Source organism: Pseudomonas sp. LBUM1664, assembly GCF_059695895.1.
Window position 1 is genome coordinate 2,900,264 of record NZ_CP166791.1, and the last position, 22,638, is coordinate 2,922,901.

Below are 22,638 nucleotides of genomic sequence, written 5' to 3' on the forward strand. Positions count from 1 at the left end.
GTGGGCGCGAGCCTGCTCGCGATGGTGTTGGATCAGCTGCCGTCATTGCGCCAATAGCGCCGATGCATCAAAGCCCACCCGCAAGTTGCCCCAATGGCGGCCGCCGAAGACGAACGGTACGTCGATCTCGGTCATGATTTCCCCGGTATCGCGCAGGTAGGTCTGGAGCAGGAAGCGCTGGACGTTACCCGCCGCGCGCAGGCCGATCGGATCGTTGAAGATCCGCTTGTTGCGGCACACCGGCAGGTCGACTGCGCGATCGCCCGTGGGTTGCTTCGATACCCAGCTGTTGTTCACCGGGCAATAACCTTTGCTGTCGACGATAAACGAAACCTTGCCGCCCGGCGTGGCGCGGGTGAGCTTGTCGCATTCTTCCTGGCAGACCTGGGCAAAGCGCTCGGTGTAGCCGGTCATGTACTGCTTGGGATCGGTACCGGGGATCAACTGGTAGCTCTGATCGAACAGGTTGAGACCTTCGCGCTGCAGCGCCTCCAGGCGTACCTGGAGAGTGTCGCGGCACTGGCTGGCTCGGGTGATGGCGGCGTCCAGCTTGCCGTGGCCGAGCACGAACCGCCCCAACAGGGTCTGCACCTTTTCGGCGACGCCGGACAGGTCTCGGGTGGCGGTCGCCGATTGCTGCATGCGCTGGTCGATCGACTGGCTGTCGGCGTGGATCTGGGTGACCCGTTCGTTGATGCCCGTGTTGGTGTCGGCGAACTGCTGGATATGGGCGGCGATGTCGGCCAGCTTGCCATTGGTGGACTCGAAGTCGCCGATCATGCTTTCGAAATGGCCGGAGGCGCGCTCCACGACTTTCTGGGTTTCCCGGGCGCTGTGGCTGATCTGGTTGGTCTGTTCGTGGGTCGAACTGACTTCCTCGAGCATGGCGTCAATGTTGCGCGAGATATCATTGGTGGCCCGGCTCACATTCTGCGCCAGGGTCCGTACTTCATCGGCCACCACGGCGAAACCCCGGCCGCTTTCGCCAGCCCGGGCGGCTTCGATGGCGGCGTTGAGGGCCAGCAAGTTGGTCTGGGCAGAGATCTGCTGGATCAACCCGACAATGGATTTGATGCTTGAGGAACGCTGATTCAAAGCACCCACCAGCGTGGCGAACTCATCGAGGCTACCGGAGATCTCACTGATGTTGCCGGTCACTTCCAGCAGCTCGGCGTAGGAGTCGCGGGCCATGCTCAGGTTCTGGGCGGTGGTGTTGGAGATGCCTTGGGTCTGTTGTGAGACTTCTTCGATGCGGCCCACGGCGGTGTTGCTCTGCTCCATCACTTCCTTGGCGAAACGTGCCTGGTGGGTGGCGCTGTCGCTGGATTCACTGATGTTCTTCAGCGAGCGCGCCGATTCGACGGCGATGTGCACGGTCAGCGCCTGGACGTTGCTGATGATTTCCCGCTGCTTGGCCAGGAAGCGGTTGCAGGTGCTGGCCAGTACCCGGATCTCGTCGTGGGTCACCAGTGGCAGGTCTTTGGACAAGTCGCCTTCACCGTTGGCGATCTCTTCCAGGGCCTTGGTCATGGCAGTGACGGGGCGCACGATGAGGTAGCGAAAGTACCAGACCATGAAACTGATCATGCACAGCGTCAGAAATGCGCCGAAGAGCAGGGCATGGGTGAGGCCGTCCAGCCGCCCCTCGATCTGCCCCAACAATGCGGCATCCAGCTGCGCGTTGCGCAACTGCAACACAATGTCGGCGCGTGCGCTGAGGGCCACCCAGTACAGCAGCCCACTGACCACGACCAGCAGAAAAAGGCTCGACAGCTTTTTGGTGAGCGTATCGAAAAATTGCATTTCGATAGACTCGTACAAGGCCTTTAGCGTCTGCATCCATTGCTCCCGGGCAAAAAAATGAATCGATGGCATAAGTTCGACCGCTGATGCCAAAGCTTTAGCAGTTTGGGCAATTTGATATCACTTTGCGTGATTTAGCTGAATTTGCGCACCGCGCCACACTGGTTTTGGGGTGTCTATCAGACAAAGGCGAGTCAAGCACAGGAACACAGAAGGTATTTACTGGGAATTATTCTCAAAGTATAATCCATCTCATTAACGTCCCTCTGTGAGTGCAGCGTCTTGAATCGTTCCACCCCTCTCGCTAATCGCAACGCGTTCATCAAGTGTGTGTTGCCAACGTTGTCCTGCTGTTTCATCGCAAGCCCGCTGTGGGCACAGGACTCCCTCGAACTGCCGACCACGGACATCCAGGGCAGTCGCATTACTCAGGACGAGGGTTATACGGCGTCGCAAGCCAGCACGGCGAGCAAAAGCGATGTACCGATCAAGGAAGAGGCGCAGTCGATCAACGTGGTAACCGAACAGACCCTGGCCGACTACCAGGTGCATTCGCTGAACGATGCAATGAAGTTTGTCAGCGGCGTCAGCCAGGGCAATACCTTGGGCGGCTCGCGGGACTCGCTGATCAAGCGCGGTTTTGGTACCAATGACGACGGCTCGATCTTGCGCGATGGTGTGAGTTCGAACCTGGGGCACAACTTCAGCGCCACCACCGAGCGGGTCGAAGTGCTCAAGGGCCCGGCTTCGATGCTGTACGGCGCTCTGGAACCCGGCGGCCTGGTCAACGTCATCAGCAAGAAACCCGAGTACACCCAGAGCACCACGTTGAGTGGCTCGGGCTACAGCGAAGGCGGCGGTACCATGGCCCTGGACACCACCGGGCCGTTGGGCGACACCGGTCTGGCCTATCGGCTGATTGCCGAGCGCAAACATGAGGACTACTGGCGTAACTACGGCGTCAACGAGAGCAAGCTGGTGGCGCCGTCGTTGGCCTGGACCGGCGAGCGGGCCTCGTTGAACCTGAGCTACGAATACAACGAATATTCCAACCCATTCGACCGCGGCACGGTGTTCACCAATGGGCATCCGGCCGACATCGACTACGACAAGCGCCTCGACGAAACCTGGTCCAAAAGCGTGGGCATCCGCGAAACGGCCACGGCACGTTTCGAGTATGAGCTGAGCGAGGCGTGGAAAACCCGTGTCACCTATGGCTGGAATAATGACCGGTACAGTCTTTCGATTGCGCAGCCCAGCTCGTTGACCGGCAATACGCTGCGCCGGGCCGCCAACGGCGCTCATTACGATGATGAAACCCGCTATGCCGGTTGGGATTTCATGGGTAAGCAGGAACTGCTCGGCCAGCGTCATGACTTGCTGATCGGTGTCGATAATCAGGTATCCGACCAGTTTCGTGGCACGACCTACCGTGGAAAGGTGCAGGGCGGTTTCGACATCACTGATCCGAGTTACGGCAGTCTGGCCGAACCCAGCGTTGTCAGCACCTCCCAAAGCGACCAGAGTAACCAGTTGAACTCCAGCTCCGTGTACTTGAAGGATAACTGGCATCTGGATGATCGCTGGATTTTAGTGTTCGGTGGCCGCTATCAACATTACGACCAATACAGTGACCAAGGCCGGGGCAGTGATTACGTAGTCAACCGCGATGACAACGGCGACGCCTTCGTGCCATTCCTCGGTCTGGTCTACAAAGCCACCGAGACGTTGTCGCTGTACGGCAACTACAGTCGCTCATTCAAGCCCAATGACACGGTGGACGATGCCGGCCATACCTTCGACCCGGAGGAGGGCCGCAGCTATGAAGTCGGTGCCAAGTACGATCCGTTGCCGGGGTTGAACATCAACCTTGCTGTGTACGATATCGTCAAAAAGAACGTAGTGACCACCACGCAAGTCGGTGATGAGAGTATCTCGGAGGCCGCCGGCAAAGTCGGCTCCCAGGGCCTGGAACTCGACATCACCGGACGTCTGGCCGAGCGCTGGGACTTGATCGGCACCTACGCTTACAACCACACGGAAATCCTCGACGATCCGGATGACGAAGGCAACCGCCTGGCCGACGCGCCCAAGCACACCGCCAGCCTGTACCTGACCCACCACCTGAACGTGCCTGCCGAGTTCGGCGCCTGGCATGCCGGTGCCGGTGCGCGTTACGTCGGCGAGCGCGCCGCCAACAATGCCAACGATTTCTGGCTCAGCAGCTACACCGTGGCCGACGCCTTCCTGCGCTGGGAGTCGCCGGTGTTCGGGCACAAGACGACCCTGCAATTGAACGTGGACAACCTGTTCGACAAGCACTACTACCCGTCCTCCACCGGCAGCCAGTTGCAGGTCAGTGTCGGCGACCCGCGTACCGCACGCCTGAGTGCCAGCGTGACGTTCTGATCCGGCTGCGCTGAAACAAAAAAAGCCCGGTACGTGAGTTCCGGGCTTTTTTTTGCGCGGCCAGCGACGAACGCAAGAGATCATCTGTGAAACCAGGCTTGCCCCCTCATATAAGCTACCCTCAAGGATTGAGTATAAATTTCCCTCTTTCAGGGCATTAAACGCCTGCTACCCGTCTTGTTGCACCGATTCGACTCGTTTCGCAGCGCGCGGAAGAAAACTGAGATAAACGTTTCAGCTTTCTAACGGGTTTTTGTCGCAAAAATGAAAATAAATTTCGCCATGGCATAATTATGCGATGGTTTTTCCAGCGTTGTCCTGATGCACCATGCTTAGGCACAGCCTTTGCTACGGCACATAAAGAGAAAGCCACTGCACCGATGGCTTCATACAGGAGCCACTCAACACGCAGATTTAACCAGGGGGCGCACGTCATCCAGACGCAAAGGCCAGATCAGAGACCCATGCCTATCGAGGTGCTCAGAGAAACAGGGCTCATTAAAACAAAGCAAGGCCGAACCATTGGAATGACGAAGTGATAAGAAATGCCGTGTAGAACGCGGCTGGGAGTTGGCTATGCCCCAAGCTTTTTTTAATGAAATGTATGACGCAAAGGGTGACTGCCGCCCGCATTACCAAGCCTTCGCACGCTGGCTGGCGGACACACCGCTTGAACTGCTCGAGCAACGCCGTCGCGAAGCCGATCTGCTGTTCCATCGAGCCGGTATCACCTTCACCCTCTATGGGGACGAGCAGGGCACCGAACGGTTGATTCCGTTCGACATCATCCCACGCAGTATCAAGGCCAGTGAATGGCAGATGGTCGAGCGTGGCTGCATTCAACGGGTCCAGGCCCTGAACATGTTCCTGGCCGACATCTACCACGGTCAACACATCCTCAAAGAAGGGATTATTCCGGCCGAGCAGGTACTCGCCAACGAGGGTTATCAGATCGCCATGCAGGGCCTGAACCTGCACCGGGGCATCTACGCCCATATCGCCGGTGTCGACCTGGTTCGCGACGGCGACGGCAGTTACTACGTGCTGGAGGACAATTTGCGCACACCGAGCGGCGTGAGCTACATGCTCGAAGACCGCAAGATGATGATGCGCCTGTTCCCCGAGCTGTTCGCCGCCCAGCGCGTGGCCCCCATCGACCATTATCCGAACCTGCTGCTCGACACTCTCAAAAGCTCAAGTCCCCTGGACAATCCGACCGCCGTGGTGCTCACCCCGGGTCGCTTCAACAGTGCCTATTTCGAACACGCGTTCCTGGCCCGTGAAATGGGTGTGGAACTGGTGGAGGGCGCGGACCTGTTCGTGCGCGACGACCATGTCTACATGCGCACCACCGCTGGCCCCAAGCAGGTGGACGTGATCTATCGTCGTCTTGACGATGCCTACCTTGACCCGCTGTCGTTCAACCCGGATTCCATGTTGGGCGTTCCAGGGCTGATCGCCGCTTACCGTTCGGGCAATGTGGTGCTGGCCAATGCTGTCGGCACAGGCGTAGCCGATGACAAGTCGATTTACCCTTACGTCGACGAGATGATCCGCTTCTACCTCACCGAAGAGCCCATCCTGAAGAACGTACCCACCTGGCAGTGCCGCAAGCCCCAGGATTTGTCCCACGTGCTGGCCAACCTGCCCGATCTGGTGGTCAAGGAAACCCAGGGTTCCGGCGGCTACGGAATGCTGGTGGGGCCGGCGGCCACCGCAGCGGAAATCGAAGACTTCCGCGCACGCCTCAAGGCCCGTCCCGAAGCCTACATCGCCCAGCCAACGCTGTGCCTGTCCACGTGCCCGACCTTTGTTGAGAGCGGCATCGCGCCGCGCCACATCGACCTGCGTCCGTTCGTGCTGTCGGGCCAGGAAACTCGCCTGGTGCCAGGCGGCCTGACCCGAGTGGCACTTCGCGAAGGCTCGCTGGTGGTGAATTCATCCCAGGGCGGCGGCACTAAAGACACTTGGGTCGTGGAGGACTAAGACATGCTTTCAAGAACCGCTTCGGACCTCTATTGGATGTCCCGCTACCTGGAGCGCGCCGAGAACCTGGCGCGCATGCTCGAAGTCAGTTATTCGCTGTCGTTGATGCCCCAGGCCGGGCGCAGCGATGGCCACGCCGAGCTGGCGATGTCGCTGCTGGCGGCCGGTACGCTGGACGATTACAACGCGCGTTATGAGGCGCTCAACAGCGAACGCATGCTGCACTTCTTTGCGCTGGATGAAGCCAATCCCGGGAGCATTTACAGCTGCTTGCGGGCGGCGCGAACCAATGCCCATGCCGTGCGCGGGCGCATCACCGCCGACATGTGGGAGAACATTAACGCCACCTGGTTGGAAATGCGCAACATCGCCAGCAACGGCCTGGGCCGCTACGGCATCAGTCATTTCTGCGAATGGGTCAAGGAACGCTCACACCTGTTTCGCGGTGCGACGTCGGGCACCATCATGCGCAACGATGCCTACTGTTTCATTCGCCTCGGGACCTTTATCGAGCGGGCGGACAACACGCTGCGCCTGCTGGATGCCCGCTACGAAATGTTCGGCGAGGAATCGGAAGAGGTCAGCGACAATTCGGCGCGCGGCTATTACCAGTGGAGCGCTTTGCTGCGGGCACTGTCTTCGTTCGAGGCGTTCAACGAGATCTACCGTAATGCGCCCAATGCCGAGCAGGTCTCGGAGATGTTGCTGTTGCGTGCCGACGTCCCACGCTCGCTGCATGCCTGCATCGAGGAACTGGACCATATCCTCGCCAGCCTGCCGGGCAACAATGGCCGTCCGGCCCAGCGCCTGGCCGCCGAGTTGAATGCGCGCCTGCGTTATTCCGGAATCGACGAAATCCTCGCCTCGGGCCTGCATCAATGGCTGACCGACCTCATTGGCCAAATCCGTCACTTGGGCCAGACCGTTCACGAGTCTTATCTGGAGGTCGTATGAAACTGTCCATACGCCACGACACCACCTACAGCTATGCCGATGAAGTCTGCACCAGCATTCAGTTTCTGCGCTTGACTCCCAAGGACAGTCAGCGCCAGCGCATCCTGGAGTGGCATCTGGAACTGCCGCGGCTGGTGCGCAGCCAGCTCGACCCTTATGGCAACATCCTGCACGTGATGACCATGGACGAGCCCCATGGCGCCTTGGTGCTGACGGCTTATGGTCAGGTGGAAATCGATCAAACGGTGGAGATGGAAGGGGATAGCCAGTCGCCGCTGCCGTTTCTGCGCACCAGTCGTCTCACCCAGGTCGATGAGGCCCTCAGTGCTTTTGCTTTGGAGCAATGCGGAGCACGGCGTGATCGCTCGGCGCTGACCGATTTGATGAACGGCCTGGCTGCCCGCATGCCTTACAGCCCCGGCACGACGGCGGTCAGCAGTACAGCCGCCGAGGCGTTTGCCGGTGGAGCGGGCGTTTGTCAGGACCATACCCATGCGTTTCTGGCTTGCGCGCGCAGCTTGGGTATCCCGGCTCGCTATGTCTCCGGTTACCTGTGTACTGAAGACGAAAGCCACCTGGCGAGCCACGCCTGGGCCGAAGCCTGGCTGGACGACGGCTGGTACAGCTTCGACGTGACCAACCGCCTGACCCGCCCCGACCGCCATCTGAAACTGGCGGTCGGCCTCGATTACCTCGACGCCTGCCCGGTACGCGGCATGCGCCGAGGCGGCGGGGCGGAACAGATGCTGGCGCGGGTGCAGGTCAATTCAATGGTTCAGGTACAGCACGCCTAGCCACACAGCATCAGCCGCGAAGAGGCTGCCGATGGCCTCTTCGTGAGCAAGGATTGGCGGCTGACACAGCCCTTGCGCCCACCCAAAAACAGTGTGGGAGCGAGCCTGCTCGCGATGACGGCGGCACAGTCAACATCAAATGCAGGCTCCCACCGGCTCCACTCGCTACCTGGGTGATCAGCGGTTTATAGTGAACGGCCTTGTCACGCTCCAGGGAGGAGCCGTATGTCCGAGTCCTCGATCACCCTTGTACGTTTCACCGAGGCCCATATCGCCGGTGTCACTGCGCTCTACAACGACCCTGCGGTCACTCGTCAGGTCCTGCAAATGCCTTTTCAGTCCACTGAAGTCTGGCGCAAGCGCCTGGCGGTGGATGACGAGCGCCAAGTGAAATTGGTGGCGCTGCATCAGGGCGAAGTGATCGGCAATCTGGGGCTGGAGCAATACACGCGCATTCGTCGCGCCCATTGCGGCAGCCTGGGCATGGGTGTGGCGGTCGCCTGGCAAGGCAGGGGCGTGGGTTCGATGCTGCTGGCCGCCGCGCTGGACGTGGCGGATAACTGGATGAACCTGCGACGGGTCGAGCTGACGGTGTATGCCGACAACGACGCCGCCATCGGGCTGTATCGAAAGTTCGGCTTCGAAACCGAAGGCCTGATGCGCGACTATGCCGTGCGTGACGGCCGCTGGGTGGACACCTTGGCAATGGCGCGGTTGCGCTGAACGATCGCTGCTATGGGAGCCGCTGAAAGCGACGATCTTCTAATGTGGCTTTTGCGTACGCCGGTGTCTTGAACCTGTCATCATCCAGCTTCGCAGCACGCCCTTAATCGAGGAACAGCGCATGGACGATGTACAGCAATTGGGCGAGATGCTTCGTCACTACGCAGACAGCGAAGCGCACAAGAAACAACAGCACCAGGCCCAGTCGGCAGTGTGGGCTGAGCAGATCCGGGTGTTGTACGGGCAAATCGAACAATGGCTGGCGCCAGTCATGGCGCCGAGCCTTCTGGAGCTTAACCGTGAGGCGTATGTGGCTCACGGGCCAAGCGTTCCGGTAGAAACGTCCGGCTTCAAGACTGAAAAACTGACATTGTCCATTACCGGTAAACCGGTGGAGTTCGTTCCGGATGTGATGGGGGCGGGCGGCCTGATTTCCTTGTCGATCATCGGCCTGACCGCAACCCGCCATGGCAGCATCTCATTGGTTTGCCAGCCGCCGTCGTTACAGTGGCAATGGCGCAGGACCAACGGGTTGAAGGACCCGGACACGTTCGCTTTTGACGCAGACTTTCTCGCACAGCAGTTGCAGAGTTTGATTCCTCGCGAGCGAGGCTGAAGACGTGTGGCGAGGGAAATCCTTGCCGCATCACTTCTTTCTTCCAGAACAGGCAAAACCGCGCTCTTTGGCTATACCTGTAATTCCGGCCCCATTTCGTGTGGCTTACAGGAGTGACAGCATGAAGTTCGCGTCAATGATTGGCACCCTATGCATCGTCTCGCTCGCCCTGGCGGGTTGCTCCAGCAAGGTCACCCAGCCGGATGAATACTCCGGGTTCCTGGGAGATTACAGCCGGCTCAAAGAGGAAAAATCGCCGACGGGGGTCGAGGTGATGCGTTGGGTCGATCCCAAGATTGATTTGAGCAAGTACACCAGTGTCTATATAGAGCCAACGCAGCTTTATCCCAAGCCGCAACCGACCGTGAAGATCCCGCAAGCGACCTTGTCCGGCATCACGGGTTACTACGATCGGGCGCTCAAGCGTGAAGCGGGGAAATCCTTGCCCTTGGCGTCCGGGCCGGGGCCGGGTGTATTGGTGATACGTGCTGCCATTACCGCCGTCAGCAGCAAGACCGAAGGCCTGAAGCCTTATGAGGTGGTTCCGATTGCGCTGGTAGCGGCTGCCGTCAGCACCGCCAGCGGTATTCGCGACCAGGAAACCACGCTGGGTACCGAAGCGGTTTTTCTCGACGGTGGCAACAATGCAGTAGTCGCCCAAGTCGTGCGCAAGGGCACGGGCAAGCCGTTATCCAACGAGTCCCAGGTGATGAAGCCCGATGATGTCAAAGGCGTGATCGATGGCTGGGCGGCGGATTTGCATCAGTCGTTTCTCACGCTCAAGGCTAAATAGAAACCGCAACCGCTCGTCATGTGCGTAGGCGCAGGCTGTGTCAGCGCCTACACACGGCGTCGAAGCCATGACTTTTTATGTCCGACCATAGGTCGCAGAACCATTTCATGGTTAACTCCGGCCTCACCATTTTCAAACATGTCAGAAGGAATCCGTTCATGGCTCAAGTCACCCTCAAAGGCAACCCGGTTCAAGTCAACGGCCAGTTGCCACAAGTCGGTTCCAAGGCGCCAGCCTTTTCCCTGGTCGCCGGCGATCTGTCGGACGTTTCCCTGAACGATTTTGCCGGCAAGCGCAAAGTACTGAACATTTTCCCAAGCGTCGACACCCCGACCTGTGCCACCTCCGTGCGCAAGTTCAACGCCCAGGCCAACGACCTGAAAAACACCGTCGTGCTGTGCATCTCCGCCGACCTGCCGTTCGCTCAGGCGCGTTTCTGCGGTGCCGAAGGCCTGGAAAACGTTAAAAACCTGTCCACCCTGCGTGGCCGCGAGTTCATCGAAAACTACGGCGTCGCCATTGCCGACGGCCCGCTGGCCGGCCTGACTGCCCGTGCCGTGGTAGTGCTGGACGAAAATGGCATCGTGCTGCACAGCGAACTGGTCAAGGAGATCGCTGAAGAGCCGAACTACGACGCTGCGCTCAGCGCTCTGAAATAAGTAGTCTTAAGTAACGTATTTAATACAATATAACGGCCTGGCCAAAACCAGGCCGTTTTTGTTTGTATTTCAATTACTTATCCAAATTATCGACAGGAAGTCCAAGGTGAAGTGCCGGTAAAGGCGCTTTGCTAAACATCCGCCAGTGCTTATCTTTCAGCCTCCCGAAAAAGAAGCCCACGCGCCCAATGGTTGATCACCCCATGCAATCCTCTGTTTCCCGCAATTCCCGTCGTTGGCTGTTCGGCCTGTTCATTGTATTGGTCGTTGCGCTGCTGGCCTGGAAATTCTGGCCCACCGGCCCGGGCCCAAAGCCTGGAGTCGGGGAGAAACCTGCAGCTGGACACATGGGAAGGTCGGGTGGCATGCGCCCAGGCTTTGGCGGCGCATCAGGGCCGATCCCGGTTCGAGTGGCACCGGCGGTCACCGGGGATTTCCCGCTGTATTACAAGGCGTTGGGCACGGTCACGGCCCTAAATACCATCAACGTGCGCAGCCGGGTGGCCGGTGAACTGGTCAAAATTGCCTTTGAGGAGGGGCAGATGGTCAAGGCCGGCGACCTGCTGGCTGAGATTGACCCACGTCCGTACCAGAACGCTTTGCTCCAGGCTGAAGGCACGCTGCTGCAAAACCAGGCCCAACTGAAGAACGCCCAAGTGGACCTGGAGCGATATCGCGGCCTGTATGCCGAGGACAGCATCGCCAAGCAGACGCTCGACACTGCCGCTGCGCTGCTGGGCCAGTATCAGGGCACGGTCAAGACCAATCAGGCGCAGGTCAACGACGCCAAGCTCAATCTTGAATTCACCAGGATTCGCGCACCGATCTCCGGCCGGGTCGGCCTGCGGCAACTGGACATCGGTAACCTGGTGACGGCCAACGACACCACGGCCCTGGCCGTGATTACCCAGACCCAACCCATCAGCGTGGTGTTCACCCTGCCGGAAAACGCCCTGGACACCGTGCTCGCCCGCTACCGTAGCGGCGACAAGTTGCCGGTGGAGGCCTGGGACCGTGGCGACGTGAAACTCCAGGCCAGCGGCGTGCTGCAAAGCCTGGACAACCAGATCGACGTGACCACCGGCACCTTGAAGTTCAAGGCCCGCTACGATAACCGCGACCAGGCACTGTTCCCCAATCAGTTCGTCAACGTACGCCTGCTGGCCGATACCCTTAAAGGCGTAGTCCTGGCGCCGACGGCTGCCATTCAGTTCGGCACCAACGGCACCTTTGTCTATGCCCTGGATGGCGATAAAAAAGTCACCATCAAAAAATTGAAGGTCGGCGCTAGCGACGGTGAAAACACCGTGGTCACCGAAGGCCTGGCCGCCGGCGATCGGGTAGTGCTCGAAGGCACCGATCGTTTGAAGGAAGGCAGCGAAGTAGAAGTGGTCAACGACAGCCAGGAGGTGCCCACCACACCAGCCGAGCACCTACAGGGCAAGACTGCGGCAACCCCGACTGAACCGGCCGTGGCCGACAAGGCGAAAAAGGGCGGCGCATGAATCTCTCGCGGCTGTTCATCCTTCGCCCGGTCGCCACCACCCTGAGCATGCTGGCCATCATCCTGGCCGGCCTGATCGCCTATCGGCTGCTGCCGGTATCGGCATTGCCTCAGGTGGATTACCCGACCATCCGCGTGATGACCCTGTACCCGGGCGCCAGCCCTGACGTGATGACCAGCGCCGTGACCGCCCCCCTGGAGCGGCAATTCGGGCAAATGCCGGGCCTGACGCAGATGGCGTCCACCAGCTCCGGCGGCGCCTCGGTGATTACCCTGCGCTTCAATCTCGACATCAACCTGGATGTCGCCGAGCAGCAGGTGCAGGCGGCGATCAACGCTGCCACCAACCTGTTGCCCAAAGATCTGCCGGCGCCGCCGGTGTACAACAAGGTCAACCCGGCCGATACCCCGGTACTGACCCTGGCGATCACCTCCAAGACCATGTTGCTGCCCAAGCTCAATGACTTGGTGGACACCCGCATGGCGCAGAAAATCGCCCAGATCAACGGGGTCGGCATGGTCAGTATCGCCGGTGGCCAGCGCCAGGCCGTGCGGATCAAGGTCAACCCCGAGGCTCTGGCAGCCAACGGCTTGAACCTGGAGGATGTGCGCACCCTGGTCGGCAACTCCAACGTCAACCAGCCCAAGGGCAACTTCGACGGCCCGACCCGGGTCTCGATGCTCGACGCCAACGACCAGTTGACCTCGCCCAAGGACTACGCCGAACTGATCCTGGCCTACGCCAATGGCGCGCCGTTGCGGCTCAAGGATGTGGCGCAGATCGTCGACGGCGCCGAAAACGAACGCCTTGCCGCCTGGGCCAATGAAAACCAGGCCGTGCTGCTGAATATCCAGCGTCAGCCGGGGGCCAACGTCATCGAGGTGGTGGACCGGATCAAGGCCCTGTTGCCGAGCATCACCGACAACTTGCCGGCCGGCCTGGACGTGACCGTGCTGACGGACCGCACCCAGACCATCCGCGCCTCGGTCACCGACGTGCAGCATGAATTGCTGATTGCCATCGTCCTGGTGGTCATGGTGACGTTCCTGTTCCTGCGTCGTTTCAGCGCCACCATCATCCCGTCGGTCGCCGTGCCGCTGTCGCTGATCGGCACGTTCGGCGTGATGTACCTGGCCGGTTTCTCCATCAACAACCTGACCTTGATGGCCCTGACCATTGCCACGGGTTTCGTGGTGGACGATGCCATCGTCATGCTGGAGAACATTGCCCGTTTCATCGAGGAGGGCGACAGCCCGCTGCAGGCTGCACTCAAGGGCGCAAAGCAGATCGGCTTTACGCTGGTATCCCTGACGCTGTCGCTGATTGCGGTGTTGATCCCCTTGCTGTTCATGGCGGACGTGGTGGGGCGTCTGTTCCGCGAGTTCGCCATCACCCTGGCGGTGGCGATCCTGATTTCCCTGGTAGTTTCCCTGACCCTGACGCCGATGATGTGCGCCCGGTTGCTCAAGCGCGAGCCCAAGGAAGAAGAGCAGGGCCGTTTCTACCGCGCCAGCGGTGCCTGGATCGATGGGTTGATCGCTGCCTACGGGCGCACGTTGCAGTGGGTGCTCAGGCATCAGCCGCTGACTCTGCTGGTGGCAGTGGGCACTCTGGTGCTGACGGTGGTGTTGTACCTGGCCGTGCCCAAGGGCTTTTTCCCGGTGCAGGACACCGGGGTGATCCAGGGCATTTCCGAAGCACCGCAGTCGATTTCCTTCGCGGCCATGAGCGAGCGCCAGCAGCAATTGGCCAAGGTGATACTCGCCGATCCGGCGGTGGAAAGCCTGTCTTCCTACATTGGCGTGGATGGCGATAACGCCACGCTCAACAGCGGTCGCCTGCTGATCAACCTCAAGCCCCACAGCGAACGGGACGACAGCGCCAGCGCCATCATTGCTCGTTTGCAACCGCAGCTGGATCGATTGGTGGGTATCCGCTTGTTCATGCAGCCGGTGCAGGACCTGACCATCGAAGACCGGGTCAGCCGTACCCAGTATCAGTTCAGCCTGTCGTCGCCGGACGCAGAGTTGCTTACCCTCTGGAGCGGTCGCCTTGTCGACGCCCTGGCCCGTCAGCCGGAGTTGACCGACGTCGCCAGCGATTTGCAGGACAAGGGTTTGCAGGTCTATCTGGTGATCGACCGCGACGCCGCCTCACGCCTGGGAGTATCGGTGGCGAACATCACCGATGCGCTGTATGACGCTTTCGGCCAGCGGCAGATTTCCACCATCTACACCCAGGCCAGTCAGTACCGCGTAGTGCTGCAGGCGCAGGCCGGGGAGCGGATCGGACCGCAGGCGCTGGACCAGATCCACGTCAAGACCACCGACGGCGGGCAAGTGCGGCTGTCGAGCCTGGCTCGCGTCGAGGAACGCCAGGCCCAGCTGGCCATTGCCCACATCGGCCAGTTTCCGGCGGTGATGATGTCGTTCAACCTGGCACCGGGCGTGGCGCTCGGGCACGCGGTGGATGTGATCGAAAAGGTCCAGCACGACATCGGCATGCCGGTGGGTGTGCAGACCGAGTTCCAAGGCGCGGCCCAGGCGTTCCAGGCATCGCTGTCGAGCACCTTGTTGCTGATCCTGGCGGCAGTGGTCACCATGTACATCGTGCTGGGTGTTTTGTACGAGAGCTACATCCACCCGATCACGATTCTCTCCACATTGCCCTCGGCGGCCATCGGCGCGTTGCTGGCGTTGATCATCAGCGGCAATGACCTGGGCATGATCGCGATCATCGGCATTATTCTGCTGATCGGTATCGTCAAGAAGAACGCGATCATGATGATCGACTTCGCCCTCGACGCCGAACGCAACCAGGGCATGGACCCGCAGACGGCCATCTACCAGGCCGCGCTGCTGCGTTTTCGGCCGATCCTGATGACCACCCTGGCGGCCTTGTTCGGTGCGTTGCCGCTGATGTTCGCCACCGGTTCCGGCGCCGAACTGCGCCAGCCCCTGGGGCTGGTGATGGTGGGTGGGCTGTTGGTGAGCCAGGTGCTGACGTTGTTCACCACGCCAGTGATTTACTTGTATTTCGATCGTCTGGGACGCCGGTTTGCCAAGCCTGACGTGAACGAGGTGCGGGTATGACGGCGGCGGGCGACAAGCAGCCAACACTTGGACGCGTGGAGCATGAGCGCTTGTTGTGGCGAGGGAGCAAGCTCCCTCGCCACAACAGCCGGCTACTTGAAGTCTGGAGTGACGGCCCATGAATCTTTCTGGCCCCTTCATCCGCCGCCCCGTAGCGACCATGCTCCTGAGCTTCGCCATCATGTTGCTTGGCGGCATGTGCTTTGGCTTGCTGCCGGTTGCGCCGTTGCCACAGATGGATTTTCCGGTGATCGTGGTCCAGGCCAATCTGGCAGGTGCCAGTCCCGAGGTAATGGCCTCCACCATCGCGACGCCGCTGGAGCGCTCCTTCGGCACCATCGCCGGGGTCAACACCATGAGCAGCCGTTCCAGCCAGGGCTCGACCCGCGTGATCCTGCAATTCGACCAAGATCGCGACATCAACGGTGCGGCTCGAGAGGTGCAGGCGGCCATCAATGCTTCGCGCAATCTGCTGCCCAGCGGCATGCGCAGTATGCCCACCTACAAGAAGGTCAACCCGTCCCAGGCGCCGATCATGGTGCTGTCGCTGACCTCGGATGTGCTGGAGAAGGGCCAGCTCTATGACCTGGCCTCCACCATCCTGTCCCAGAGCCTGTCCCAGGTGTCCGGCGTCGGCGAGGTGCAGATCGGTGGCAGCTCCCTGCCGGCGGTACGCATCGAATTGGAGCCACAGTTACTCAACCAGTACGGCGTGGCCCTGGATGATGTGCGCACTGCCATTGCCGACAGCAACGTGCGCCGGCCCAAGGGTTCGGTGGAGGACGATCGGCGCATGTGGCAGGTCCAGGCCAATGACCAGTTGGAGAAGGCCAAGGACTACGAAACGCTGATCATCCGTTACCAGGACGGCTCGGTGCTGCGGTTAAAGGATGTGGCGAAGGTTTCCGACAGTGTCGAGGACCGCTACAACAGTGGTTTCTTCAACGACGATGCCGCCGTGCTCCTGGTGATCAACCGCCAGGCTGGCGCCAACATCATTGAGACGGTCAACGAGATCAAGGCCCAGCTGCCGGCGTTGCAGGCCGTGCTGCCAGCCAGCGTCAAGCTGAACCTGGCCATGGACCGCTCGCCGGTGATCAAGGCCACCCTGCATGAAGCGGAAATGACCTTGCTGATCGCCGTGGCCTTGGTGGTGCTGGTGGTGTTCCTGTTTCTCGGCAACTTCCGCGCCTCGCTGATCCCGACCCTGGCGGTGCCGGTGTCGCTGGTGGGCACGTTTGCGGTGATGTACCTCTACGGTTTCTCCTTGAATAACCTGTCGTTGATGGCGTTGATCCTGGCCACCGGGCTGGTGGTGGACGATGCCATCGTGGTGCTGGAGAACATTTCCCGGCACATCGACGAAGGCGTACCGCCCATGAAGGCTGCCTACCTGGGCGCCGAAGAGGTGGGTTTTACCCTGTTATCGATGAACGTCTCGCTGGTGGCGGTGTTTCTGTCGATCCTGTTCATGGGCGGGATTATCGAGAGCCTGTTCCGCGAGTTTTCCATTACCTTGGCGGCGTCCATCGTGGTCTCGCTGGTGGTCTCGCTGACCCTCACGCCGATGCTCTGCGCCCGCTGGCTCAAACCTCATGTGCCAGGGCAGGAGAACCGCTTGCAGCGCTGGAGCCAGCGGCTCAACGAACGGATGGTTCGTGGTTACGCCACCAGCCTGGACTGGGTACTGCGCCATCGGCGCCTGACCTTGCTGAGCCTGCTGGTGACCATCGCCGTGAACATCGCGTTGTACGTGGTGGTGCCGAAAACCTTCATGCCACAGCAGGACACCGGCCAGTTGATCGGTTTTGTGCGTGGCGACGACGGGCTGTCGTTCAACGTGATGCAGCCGAAGATGGAAATCTTCCGCCGTGCCGTGCTCAAGGACGACGCGGTGCAGAGCGTGGCTGGTTTTATCGGTGGCAACAACGGCACCAACAACGCGTTCATGCTGGTGCGCCTCAAGCCGATCAAGGAACGGCGGATCTCCGCGCAGAAAGTCATCGAACGCCTGCGCAAGGAAATGCCCAAGGTCCCCGGCGCTCAATTGATGCTGATGGCTGACCAGGACCTGCAGTTTGGGGGCGGTCGCGAGCAGACCACCTCGCAGTATTCCTACATCCTGCAGAGCGGTGACCTGGCGTCCCTGCGCGCGTGGTATCCCAAGGTTGCGGCCAGCTTCAGGGCCTTGCCGGAACTGACCGCCATTGATGCCCGTGACGGTAGTGGGGCCCAGCAGGTAACGCTGGTAGTAGACCGCGACCAGGCCAAGCGCCTGGGCATCGACATGGACACGGTCACTACGGTGCTGAATAACGCCTACAGCCAGCGGCAGATCTCCACCATTTACGACAGCCTCAATCAGTATCAGGTGGTGATGGAGATCAACCCCAAGTACGCCCAGGACCCGAGTACCCTTGAGCAGGTCCAAGTGATCACCGCCGACGGCGCCCGAGTGCCGTTGTCGGCCATCGCCCATTATGAGAACAGCCTGGAGAATGACCGGGTCAGTCATGAAGGCCAGTTTGCCTCCGAAAGTATTTCTTTCGACATGGCCGAGGGCGTGACGGTTGAGCAGGGCTCCGCTGCCATTGAGCGGGCAATTGCCAAGCTGGGGATGCCCGAGGACGTCATCGCGAAAATGGCCGGCACCGCCGATGCGTTTGCCGCTAGCCAGAAGAGCCAGCCGTTCATGATCCTGGGGGCGTTGTTGGCGGTTTACCTGGTGTTGGGTGTGCTGTATGAAAGCTACATCCATCCGCTGACCATCCTGTCCACCTTGCCGTCGGCCGGGGTCGGCGCGCTGTTGTCGATCTATGCGCTGGGCGGGGAGTTCAGCCTGATCTCCCTCTTGGGGCTGTTCTTGCTGATTGGCGTGGTGAAGAAGAACGCGATCCTGATGATCGACCTGGCGCTGCAACTGGAACGCGCAGGCCAGACGCCGCTGGCGTCGATCCGCAGTGCTTGCCTGCTGCGTTTGCGGCCGATTCTGATGACCACGCTGGCGGCGATTCTTGGCGCCTTGCCGTTATTGCTTGGCGCCGCCGAGGGTTCGGAAATGCGCCAGCCGCTGGGCCTGACCATCATTGGCGGGCTGGTGTTCAGCCAGGTCCTGACCCTTTACACCACCCCGGTGGTTTACCTTTATCTCGATAATCTGCGCCATCGCTTCAACCGCTGGCGCGGCGTGCGCACTGATGCTGCCCTGGAAACTCCGCTATGACCGACCGTTCGCTTTTCAATCTTGTCGCACCGCTGGCGACCGCCCGTGGCTCGCGGGTGCTGAGCCTGGCACTGTGCGTGGCGATGCTCAGCGCCTGCGCCGTCGGCCCGGATTACCAGCGCCCGCCGGCCGCCTCACAGGTGCAGTACAAGCAAGCCCAGGGCTGGCGCCAGGCCAGTCCCAGCGACGCGTTGGCTCGTGGCGCCTGGTGGGAGCTGTACGGTGACGCGCTGCTCAATGGCCTGGTGGAAAAGCTCAATACGTCCAACCAGACCGTGGCTCAGTCCGAAGCCCAGTACCGTCAGGCCCAGGCCCTGGCTCGCAGTGCCCGGGGGGCGTTTTACCCGACGGTGGACCTGACCGTCGGCAAGAGCCGCTCCAGCCAGGGCACCGGCAGCAGCAGTTCGAGCCTGAGTAGTTCGACCAGTGGCATCCGCAATACCTACAGCGCCGAGGCCGGTGTCAGTTGGGAAGCGGACATCTGGGGCAAACTGCGCCGCACCCTGGAGTCCGATGAAGCCAGCGCGCAAGCGAGTTTCGCCGACCTGGCCGCGATGCGCCTGAGCCAACAATCGGAGCTGGTACAGAACTACCTGCAGTTGCGGGTGATCGATGAGGAGAAACGCCTGCTGCAAAGTACCCTCGACAACTACCAGCGCTCGTTGAAGATGACCGAAAACCAGTACCGCGCCGGCGTGTCCGGCAAGGATGCGGTGGCCCAGGCCCAGACCCAGCTCAAGACCACCCAGGGCGACCTGATCGACCTGATCTGGCAACGGGCCCAATACGAGAACGCCGTCGCGGTGCTGATCGGTCTGCCACCCGCCGAATTCAACCTGGCAGAAACCCAGGACATCCCATTGCTGCCGACAATCCCGGTGGCGCTGCCTTCGCAGCTGCTTGAACGCCGGCCGGACATCGCTTCGGCAGAACGTTCCGTGATGGCCGCCAACGCCAACATCGGCGTGGCCAAGGCCGCCTACTATCCGGACCTGACCCTGAGCCTCAGTGGCGGCTACAGCAGCAGTACCTACGACAAGTGGGTGAGCGCGCCGAACCGCTATTGGTCGGTGGGGCCGCAACTGTCGATGACGCTATTGGATGGTGGCCAGCGTTCGGCGGAAGTCGACCGCACCGTCGCGGTCTACGACGAGACTGTCGCCACCTATCGCCAGACCGTGCTCGACGGTTTTCGCGAAGTGGAAAACTACATGATCCAGCTCAAGGTGCTCGAAGACGAAACCCGTGTGCGTCAGGAAGCCCTTGATGCCGCACGCGAGTCCTTGCGCCTGACGCAGAACCAGTACAAGGCCGGCCTGATCGCCTACCTCGACGTGGTAACCGTCCAGGCCACCGCCCTGAGCAACGAACGCAGCGTCCTGAGCCTGCAGCAGAGCCGATTGATCGCCAGCGTGCAATTGATCGCCGCGCTGGGCGGTGGTTGGGATGGGCAGTTGCCGGCGAGTGAGTAATTGATCGTTCTCACTCCGCGTGGGAATGATCAGGTAAGGCTGGGGTGCCCTTGACCGGCAGTCAGGTCCCGCTTTTGGCCGATGCACTGTCTACGACCTGCCGCGATGGCTTGTTATAGTTCAGGCCTCTTTTCAGCCGGTAAAGGATCACTGCCATGTCGCAATACCAAGCGTTCAATGTCGAACTTGCAGACAACATCGCCCATGTGCAGATCAATCGCCCGGAAAAGATCAATTCGATGAACGCTGCGTTCTGGAGCGAGATCGTCGAGATCTTCCAGTGGATCGACGACACCGACGAAGTGCGGGTGGTGGTCCTGAGCGGTGCCGGCAAGCACTTTTCCTCGGGTATCGACCTGATGATGCTGGCGGGCGTGGCCAACGAGCTGGGCAAGGACGTGGGGCGCAATGCACGCCTGCTGCGGCGCAAGATCCTGCAACTGCAAGCCTCGTTCAACGCCGTGGACAACTGCCGAAAACCGGTGCTTGCAGCGATCCAGGGCTACTGCCTGGGCGGTGCCATCGACCTGATCGCAGCCTGCGACATGCGCTACGCGGCGCAGGACGCGCAGTTTTCCATCAAGGAAATCGATATAGGCATGGCGGCCGACGTGGGGACGCTGCAACGCTTGCCCCGGATCATCGGGGACGGCATGCTGCGTGAACTCGCTTATACGGGGCGCACTTTTGGTGCCGATGAAGCGCGCAGCATCGGCCTGGTCAATCGTGTCTACAGTGATAGCACCAGCCTGCTTGACGGTGTCATGGGCATTGCCCGGGAAATCGCTGCCAAGTCGCCGATCGCGGTGACCGGTACCAAGGAAATGATCAGCTACATGCGCGATCACCGCATTGACGACGGACTGGAATACGTCGCTACCTGGAACGCCGCCATGCTGCAATCGACCGACCTGCGCGTGGCCATGGCCGCCCATATGAGCAAACAGAAACCCGAATTTCTGGATTGATTGATCATGATTTCACGTTGGACCACCGCAGTACTCGATATCGACCTTCCGGGCGGCTGGGCCGTGGCCCGTAGCCCGGAAGGTTTTCTGTTCGATGACAACGGCGCGCTGTTTCCCCGCGAATGGCTCAAGCGCCAGGACGTGCCGATCCTCGCCGAACACGGCATCGGCCATCTGGATGGCGAACCGGTCTACCTGCTGGAACTGCACAGTTCACTGGACATTCCCGGCTGCAATTGGAAAGGCCTGCGGGCCTTCATGCTCGAAGATGACCACGCGCTGTACAAAGTCCTGGGGTATGCCGCGCAGATCGGCACCTGGGCTCGGGAGCATCGCTTCTGTGGCGGTTGCGGCAAGCGCATGGGCCAGATCCCGCGAGAGCGGGCCATGTATTGCGATGCATGTGATTTGCGGCATTACCCGCGGATTTCACCGAGCATGATCGTGTTGATCACCCGCGGCGATGAAGTCCTGTTGGCCCGTTCGCCTCGTTTCGTCACCGGCATCTACAGCACCCTGGCCGGGTTTGCCGAGCCAGGCGAGTCGGCTGAGGATTGCCTGATTCGCGAGGTGCGCGAAGAAGTCAGCATCGAGGTGAAGAACATTCAGTACATGGGCAGCCAGTGCTGGCCGTTTCCCCATTCGATGATGCTGGGCTTTCACGCTGAATACGCCAGCGGCGAAATCGTGCCACAGGAAGATGAAATCGAGGACGCCCAGTGGTTCAACGTCCACAACCTGCCGCCGCTGCCGGCCTCGCGGTCCATCGCCCGTTACCTGATCGACCTCTACGTGGCGCGGCGTCTAGGCCACGCTGAACCAGTGCTGCCAGGCTAGGCGCACGGTCAAACCCAACACTACGGTGATGAACACCGGTCGGATGAACTTCGCGCCGCCGCTGATGGCGGTGCGAGCACCGAAGAACGCCCCCACCATGACCGACAGGCCCATGCTCAGGCCGATAATCCAATCCACCTGTCCCGAGAAGATGAACACCGACAGCGCTGCAATGTTGCTGACGAAGTTCATGCTGCGGGCCACGCCGCTGGCCTTGACCAGGTCGATGGGGTAGAGCAGCAGGCTGCTGACGGTCCAGAACGCGCCCGTGCCAGGGCCGGCCACGCCGTCGTAGAAACCCAGGCTGAAGCCTTGGGACGATTGCCACTTCTTCTTGATCGGTGCGTCGCTGTCCAACGGCGCTTTGGGCGTGCCGCCGAACAACAGGTATAGGCCACAGGCGAAGACGATCACCGGCAGCATCTTGTTCAGCCATTCGGCGGGCAGGTAATGGGCGACAATGGCGCCGGTCAAGGCACCGACCAACGTGCCGACGAGGGCATGGGTCCACTGCCGGGGATGGAACAGCTTGCGCTTGTAGAAGGTGAAACTGGCCGTGGCCGAGCCGAAGGTCGAGCTGAGCTTGTTGGTGCCAAGGACCAGGTGGGGTGGCAGGCCGGCGGTCAGCAGGGCAGGCGTGGTCAACAGACCACCGCCACCGGCAATGGCATCGATGAAACCGGCAACGAACGCAACAACGGCAAGGATAGCGAGGGTAGTGAGGTCAACGCTGAGTTCAAAAGGCATGTAATGGGCTTATTCGGCAGGTCGCAGAAGGGCTGCGGGGAAGGCCGGTATGTTACT

The 22,638-nt window shown here is 60.7% G+C and carries 16 protein-coding genes; 14 read left to right on the plus strand and 2 right to left on the minus strand.

Going from position 1 to position 22,638, the window contains the following annotated elements; genetic code table 11:
* Window positions 1-42: 42 nt before the first annotated feature.
* Entirely contained in the window at window positions 43-1,839 is a 1,797-nt protein-coding gene (locus ACA047_RS13535) for a methyl-accepting chemotaxis protein (protein WP_497359734.1), read from the minus strand.
* A 246-nt stretch (window positions 1,840-2,085) separates the two neighbouring features.
* On the opposite strand from ACA047_RS13535, the gene ACA047_RS13540 reads away from it, so the two are divergent.
* The 14 genes from ACA047_RS13540 (at window position 2,086) to nudC (ending at window position 21,834) form a co-directional block, all read left to right on the plus strand.
* Window positions 2,086-4,212: a TonB-dependent siderophore receptor gene (locus tag ACA047_RS13540; protein WP_497359736.1), complete on the plus strand. Its 2,127-nt coding sequence runs from the start codon at window positions 2,086-2,088 to the stop codon at window positions 4,210-4,212.
* 576 nt (window positions 4,213-4,788) lie between these two features.
* On the plus strand, window positions 4,789-6,198 hold the full coding sequence (locus tag ACA047_RS13545; protein WP_497359738.1) for a circularly permuted type 2 ATP-grasp protein: 1,410 nt from the start codon (window positions 4,789-4,791) through the stop codon (window positions 6,196-6,198).
* Between the two features lie 3 nt (window positions 6,199-6,201).
* On the plus strand, window positions 6,202-7,152 hold the full coding sequence (locus ACA047_RS13550; protein ID WP_497359740.1) for an alpha-E domain-containing protein: 951 nt from the start codon (window positions 6,202-6,204) through the stop codon (window positions 7,150-7,152).
* Window positions 7,149-7,946, plus strand: coding sequence for a transglutaminase family protein (locus tag ACA047_RS13555; RefSeq protein ID WP_497359742.1), 798 nt, complete (start codon window positions 7,149-7,151; stop codon window positions 7,944-7,946). Before ACA047_RS13550 ends, ACA047_RS13555 begins: the two co-directional genes overlap by 4 nt.
* Before the next feature lie 225 nt (window positions 7,947-8,171).
* The gene (locus tag ACA047_RS13560; RefSeq protein ID WP_497359744.1) at window positions 8,172-8,669 is read left to right on the plus strand and encodes a GNAT family N-acetyltransferase; all 498 of its coding nucleotides are present in this window, start codon (window positions 8,172-8,174) and stop codon (window positions 8,667-8,669) included.
* 121 nt (window positions 8,670-8,790) lie between these two features.
* The gene (locus ACA047_RS13565; protein WP_497359746.1) at window positions 8,791-9,285 is read left to right on the plus strand and encodes a hypothetical protein; all 495 of its coding nucleotides are present in this window, start codon (window positions 8,791-8,793) and stop codon (window positions 9,283-9,285) included.
* 121 nt (window positions 9,286-9,406) lie between these two features.
* Window positions 9,407-10,078 (plus strand): DUF3313 domain-containing protein, encoded by a 672-nt coding sequence (locus ACA047_RS13570; RefSeq protein ID WP_497359748.1) that lies wholly within the window; start codon window positions 9,407-9,409, stop codon window positions 10,076-10,078.
* A 158-nt stretch (window positions 10,079-10,236) separates the two neighbouring features.
* The gene (gene tpx, locus ACA047_RS13575) at window positions 10,237-10,737 is read left to right on the plus strand and encodes a thiol peroxidase (protein ID WP_497359750.1); all 501 of its coding nucleotides are present in this window, start codon (window positions 10,237-10,239) and stop codon (window positions 10,735-10,737) included.
* 188 nt (window positions 10,738-10,925) lie between these two features.
* On the plus strand, window positions 10,926-12,242 hold the full coding sequence (locus tag ACA047_RS13580; RefSeq protein ID WP_497359752.1) for an MdtA/MuxA family multidrug efflux RND transporter periplasmic adaptor subunit: 1,317 nt from the start codon (window positions 10,926-10,928) through the stop codon (window positions 12,240-12,242).
* Complete coding sequence (locus ACA047_RS13585) at window positions 12,239-15,334, plus strand: MdtB/MuxB family multidrug efflux RND transporter permease subunit (protein ID WP_497359754.1); 3,096 nt, start codon at window positions 12,239-12,241, stop codon at window positions 15,332-15,334. Before ACA047_RS13580 ends, ACA047_RS13585 begins: the two co-directional genes overlap by 4 nt.
* 118 nt (window positions 15,335-15,452) lie before the next feature.
* Complete coding sequence (locus ACA047_RS13590) at window positions 15,453-18,557, plus strand: efflux RND transporter permease subunit (RefSeq protein ID WP_497359756.1); 3,105 nt, start codon at window positions 15,453-15,455, stop codon at window positions 18,555-18,557.
* On the plus strand, window positions 18,554-20,029 hold the full coding sequence (locus tag ACA047_RS13595; protein WP_497359758.1) for an efflux transporter outer membrane subunit: 1,476 nt from the start codon (window positions 18,554-18,556) through the stop codon (window positions 20,027-20,029). Before ACA047_RS13590 ends, ACA047_RS13595 begins: the two co-directional genes overlap by 4 nt.
* Window positions 20,030-20,184: 155 nt before the next feature.
* Window positions 20,185-20,997, plus strand: a complete 813-nt coding sequence (locus ACA047_RS13600) for a crotonase/enoyl-CoA hydratase family protein (protein WP_497359760.1) — start codon at window positions 20,185-20,187, stop codon at window positions 20,995-20,997.
* Window positions 20,998-21,003: 6 nt separating this feature from the next.
* A complete protein-coding gene (gene nudC, locus ACA047_RS13605) occupies window positions 21,004-21,834 on the plus strand; it encodes an NAD(+) diphosphatase (RefSeq protein WP_497359762.1) in 831 nt (276 codons plus the stop codon).
* Here nudC and ACA047_RS13610 read toward each other — a convergent pair.
* Window positions 21,802-22,581, minus strand: coding sequence for a TSUP family transporter (locus ACA047_RS13610; RefSeq protein ID WP_497359764.1), 780 nt, complete (start codon window positions 22,579-22,581; stop codon window positions 21,802-21,804). The genes nudC and ACA047_RS13610 overlap by 33 nt on opposite strands.
* Window positions 22,582-22,638 lie beyond the last annotated feature (57 nt).

Excerpts from the sequence above, each read along its gene's own strand:
- ACA047_RS13550 (WP_497359740.1), top strand. The coding sequence starts at position 6,202 with ATGCTTTCAAGAACCGCTTCGGACCTCTATTGGATGTCCCGCTACCTG.
- ACA047_RS13555 (WP_497359742.1), top strand. The coding sequence starts at position 7,149 with ATGAAACTGTCCATACGCCACGACACCACCTACAGCTATGCCGATGAA.
- nudC (WP_497359762.1), top strand. The coding sequence starts at position 21,004 with ATGATTTCACGTTGGACCACCGCAGTACTCGATATCGACCTTCCGGGC.
- ACA047_RS13580 (WP_497359752.1), top strand. The coding sequence starts at position 10,926 with ATGGTTGATCACCCCATGCAATCCTCTGTTTCCCGCAATTCCCGTCGT.
- ACA047_RS13535 (WP_497359734.1), bottom strand. The coding sequence starts at position 1,839 with ATGCAGACGCTAAAGGCCTTGTACGAGTCTATCGAAATGCAATTTTTC.
- tpx (WP_497359750.1), top strand. The coding sequence starts at position 10,237 with ATGGCTCAAGTCACCCTCAAAGGCAACCCGGTTCAAGTCAACGGCCAG.
- ACA047_RS13585 (WP_497359754.1), top strand. The coding sequence starts at position 12,239 with ATGAATCTCTCGCGGCTGTTCATCCTTCGCCCGGTCGCCACCACCCTG.
- ACA047_RS13600 (WP_497359760.1), top strand. The coding sequence starts at position 20,185 with ATGTCGCAATACCAAGCGTTCAATGTCGAACTTGCAGACAACATCGCC.
- ACA047_RS13560 (WP_497359744.1), top strand. The coding sequence starts at position 8,172 with ATGTCCGAGTCCTCGATCACCCTTGTACGTTTCACCGAGGCCCATATC.
- ACA047_RS13595 (WP_497359758.1), top strand. The coding sequence starts at position 18,554 with ATGACCGACCGTTCGCTTTTCAATCTTGTCGCACCGCTGGCGACCGCC.
- ACA047_RS13610 (WP_497359764.1), bottom strand. The coding sequence starts at position 22,581 with ATGCCTTTTGAACTCAGCGTTGACCTCACTACCCTCGCTATCCTTGCC.
- ACA047_RS13545 (WP_497359738.1), top strand. The coding sequence starts at position 4,789 with ATGCCCCAAGCTTTTTTTAATGAAATGTATGACGCAAAGGGTGACTGC.
- ACA047_RS13590 (WP_497359756.1), top strand. The coding sequence starts at position 15,453 with ATGAATCTTTCTGGCCCCTTCATCCGCCGCCCCGTAGCGACCATGCTC.
- ACA047_RS13565 (WP_497359746.1), top strand. The coding sequence starts at position 8,791 with ATGGACGATGTACAGCAATTGGGCGAGATGCTTCGTCACTACGCAGAC.
- ACA047_RS13570 (WP_497359748.1), top strand. The coding sequence starts at position 9,407 with ATGAAGTTCGCGTCAATGATTGGCACCCTATGCATCGTCTCGCTCGCC.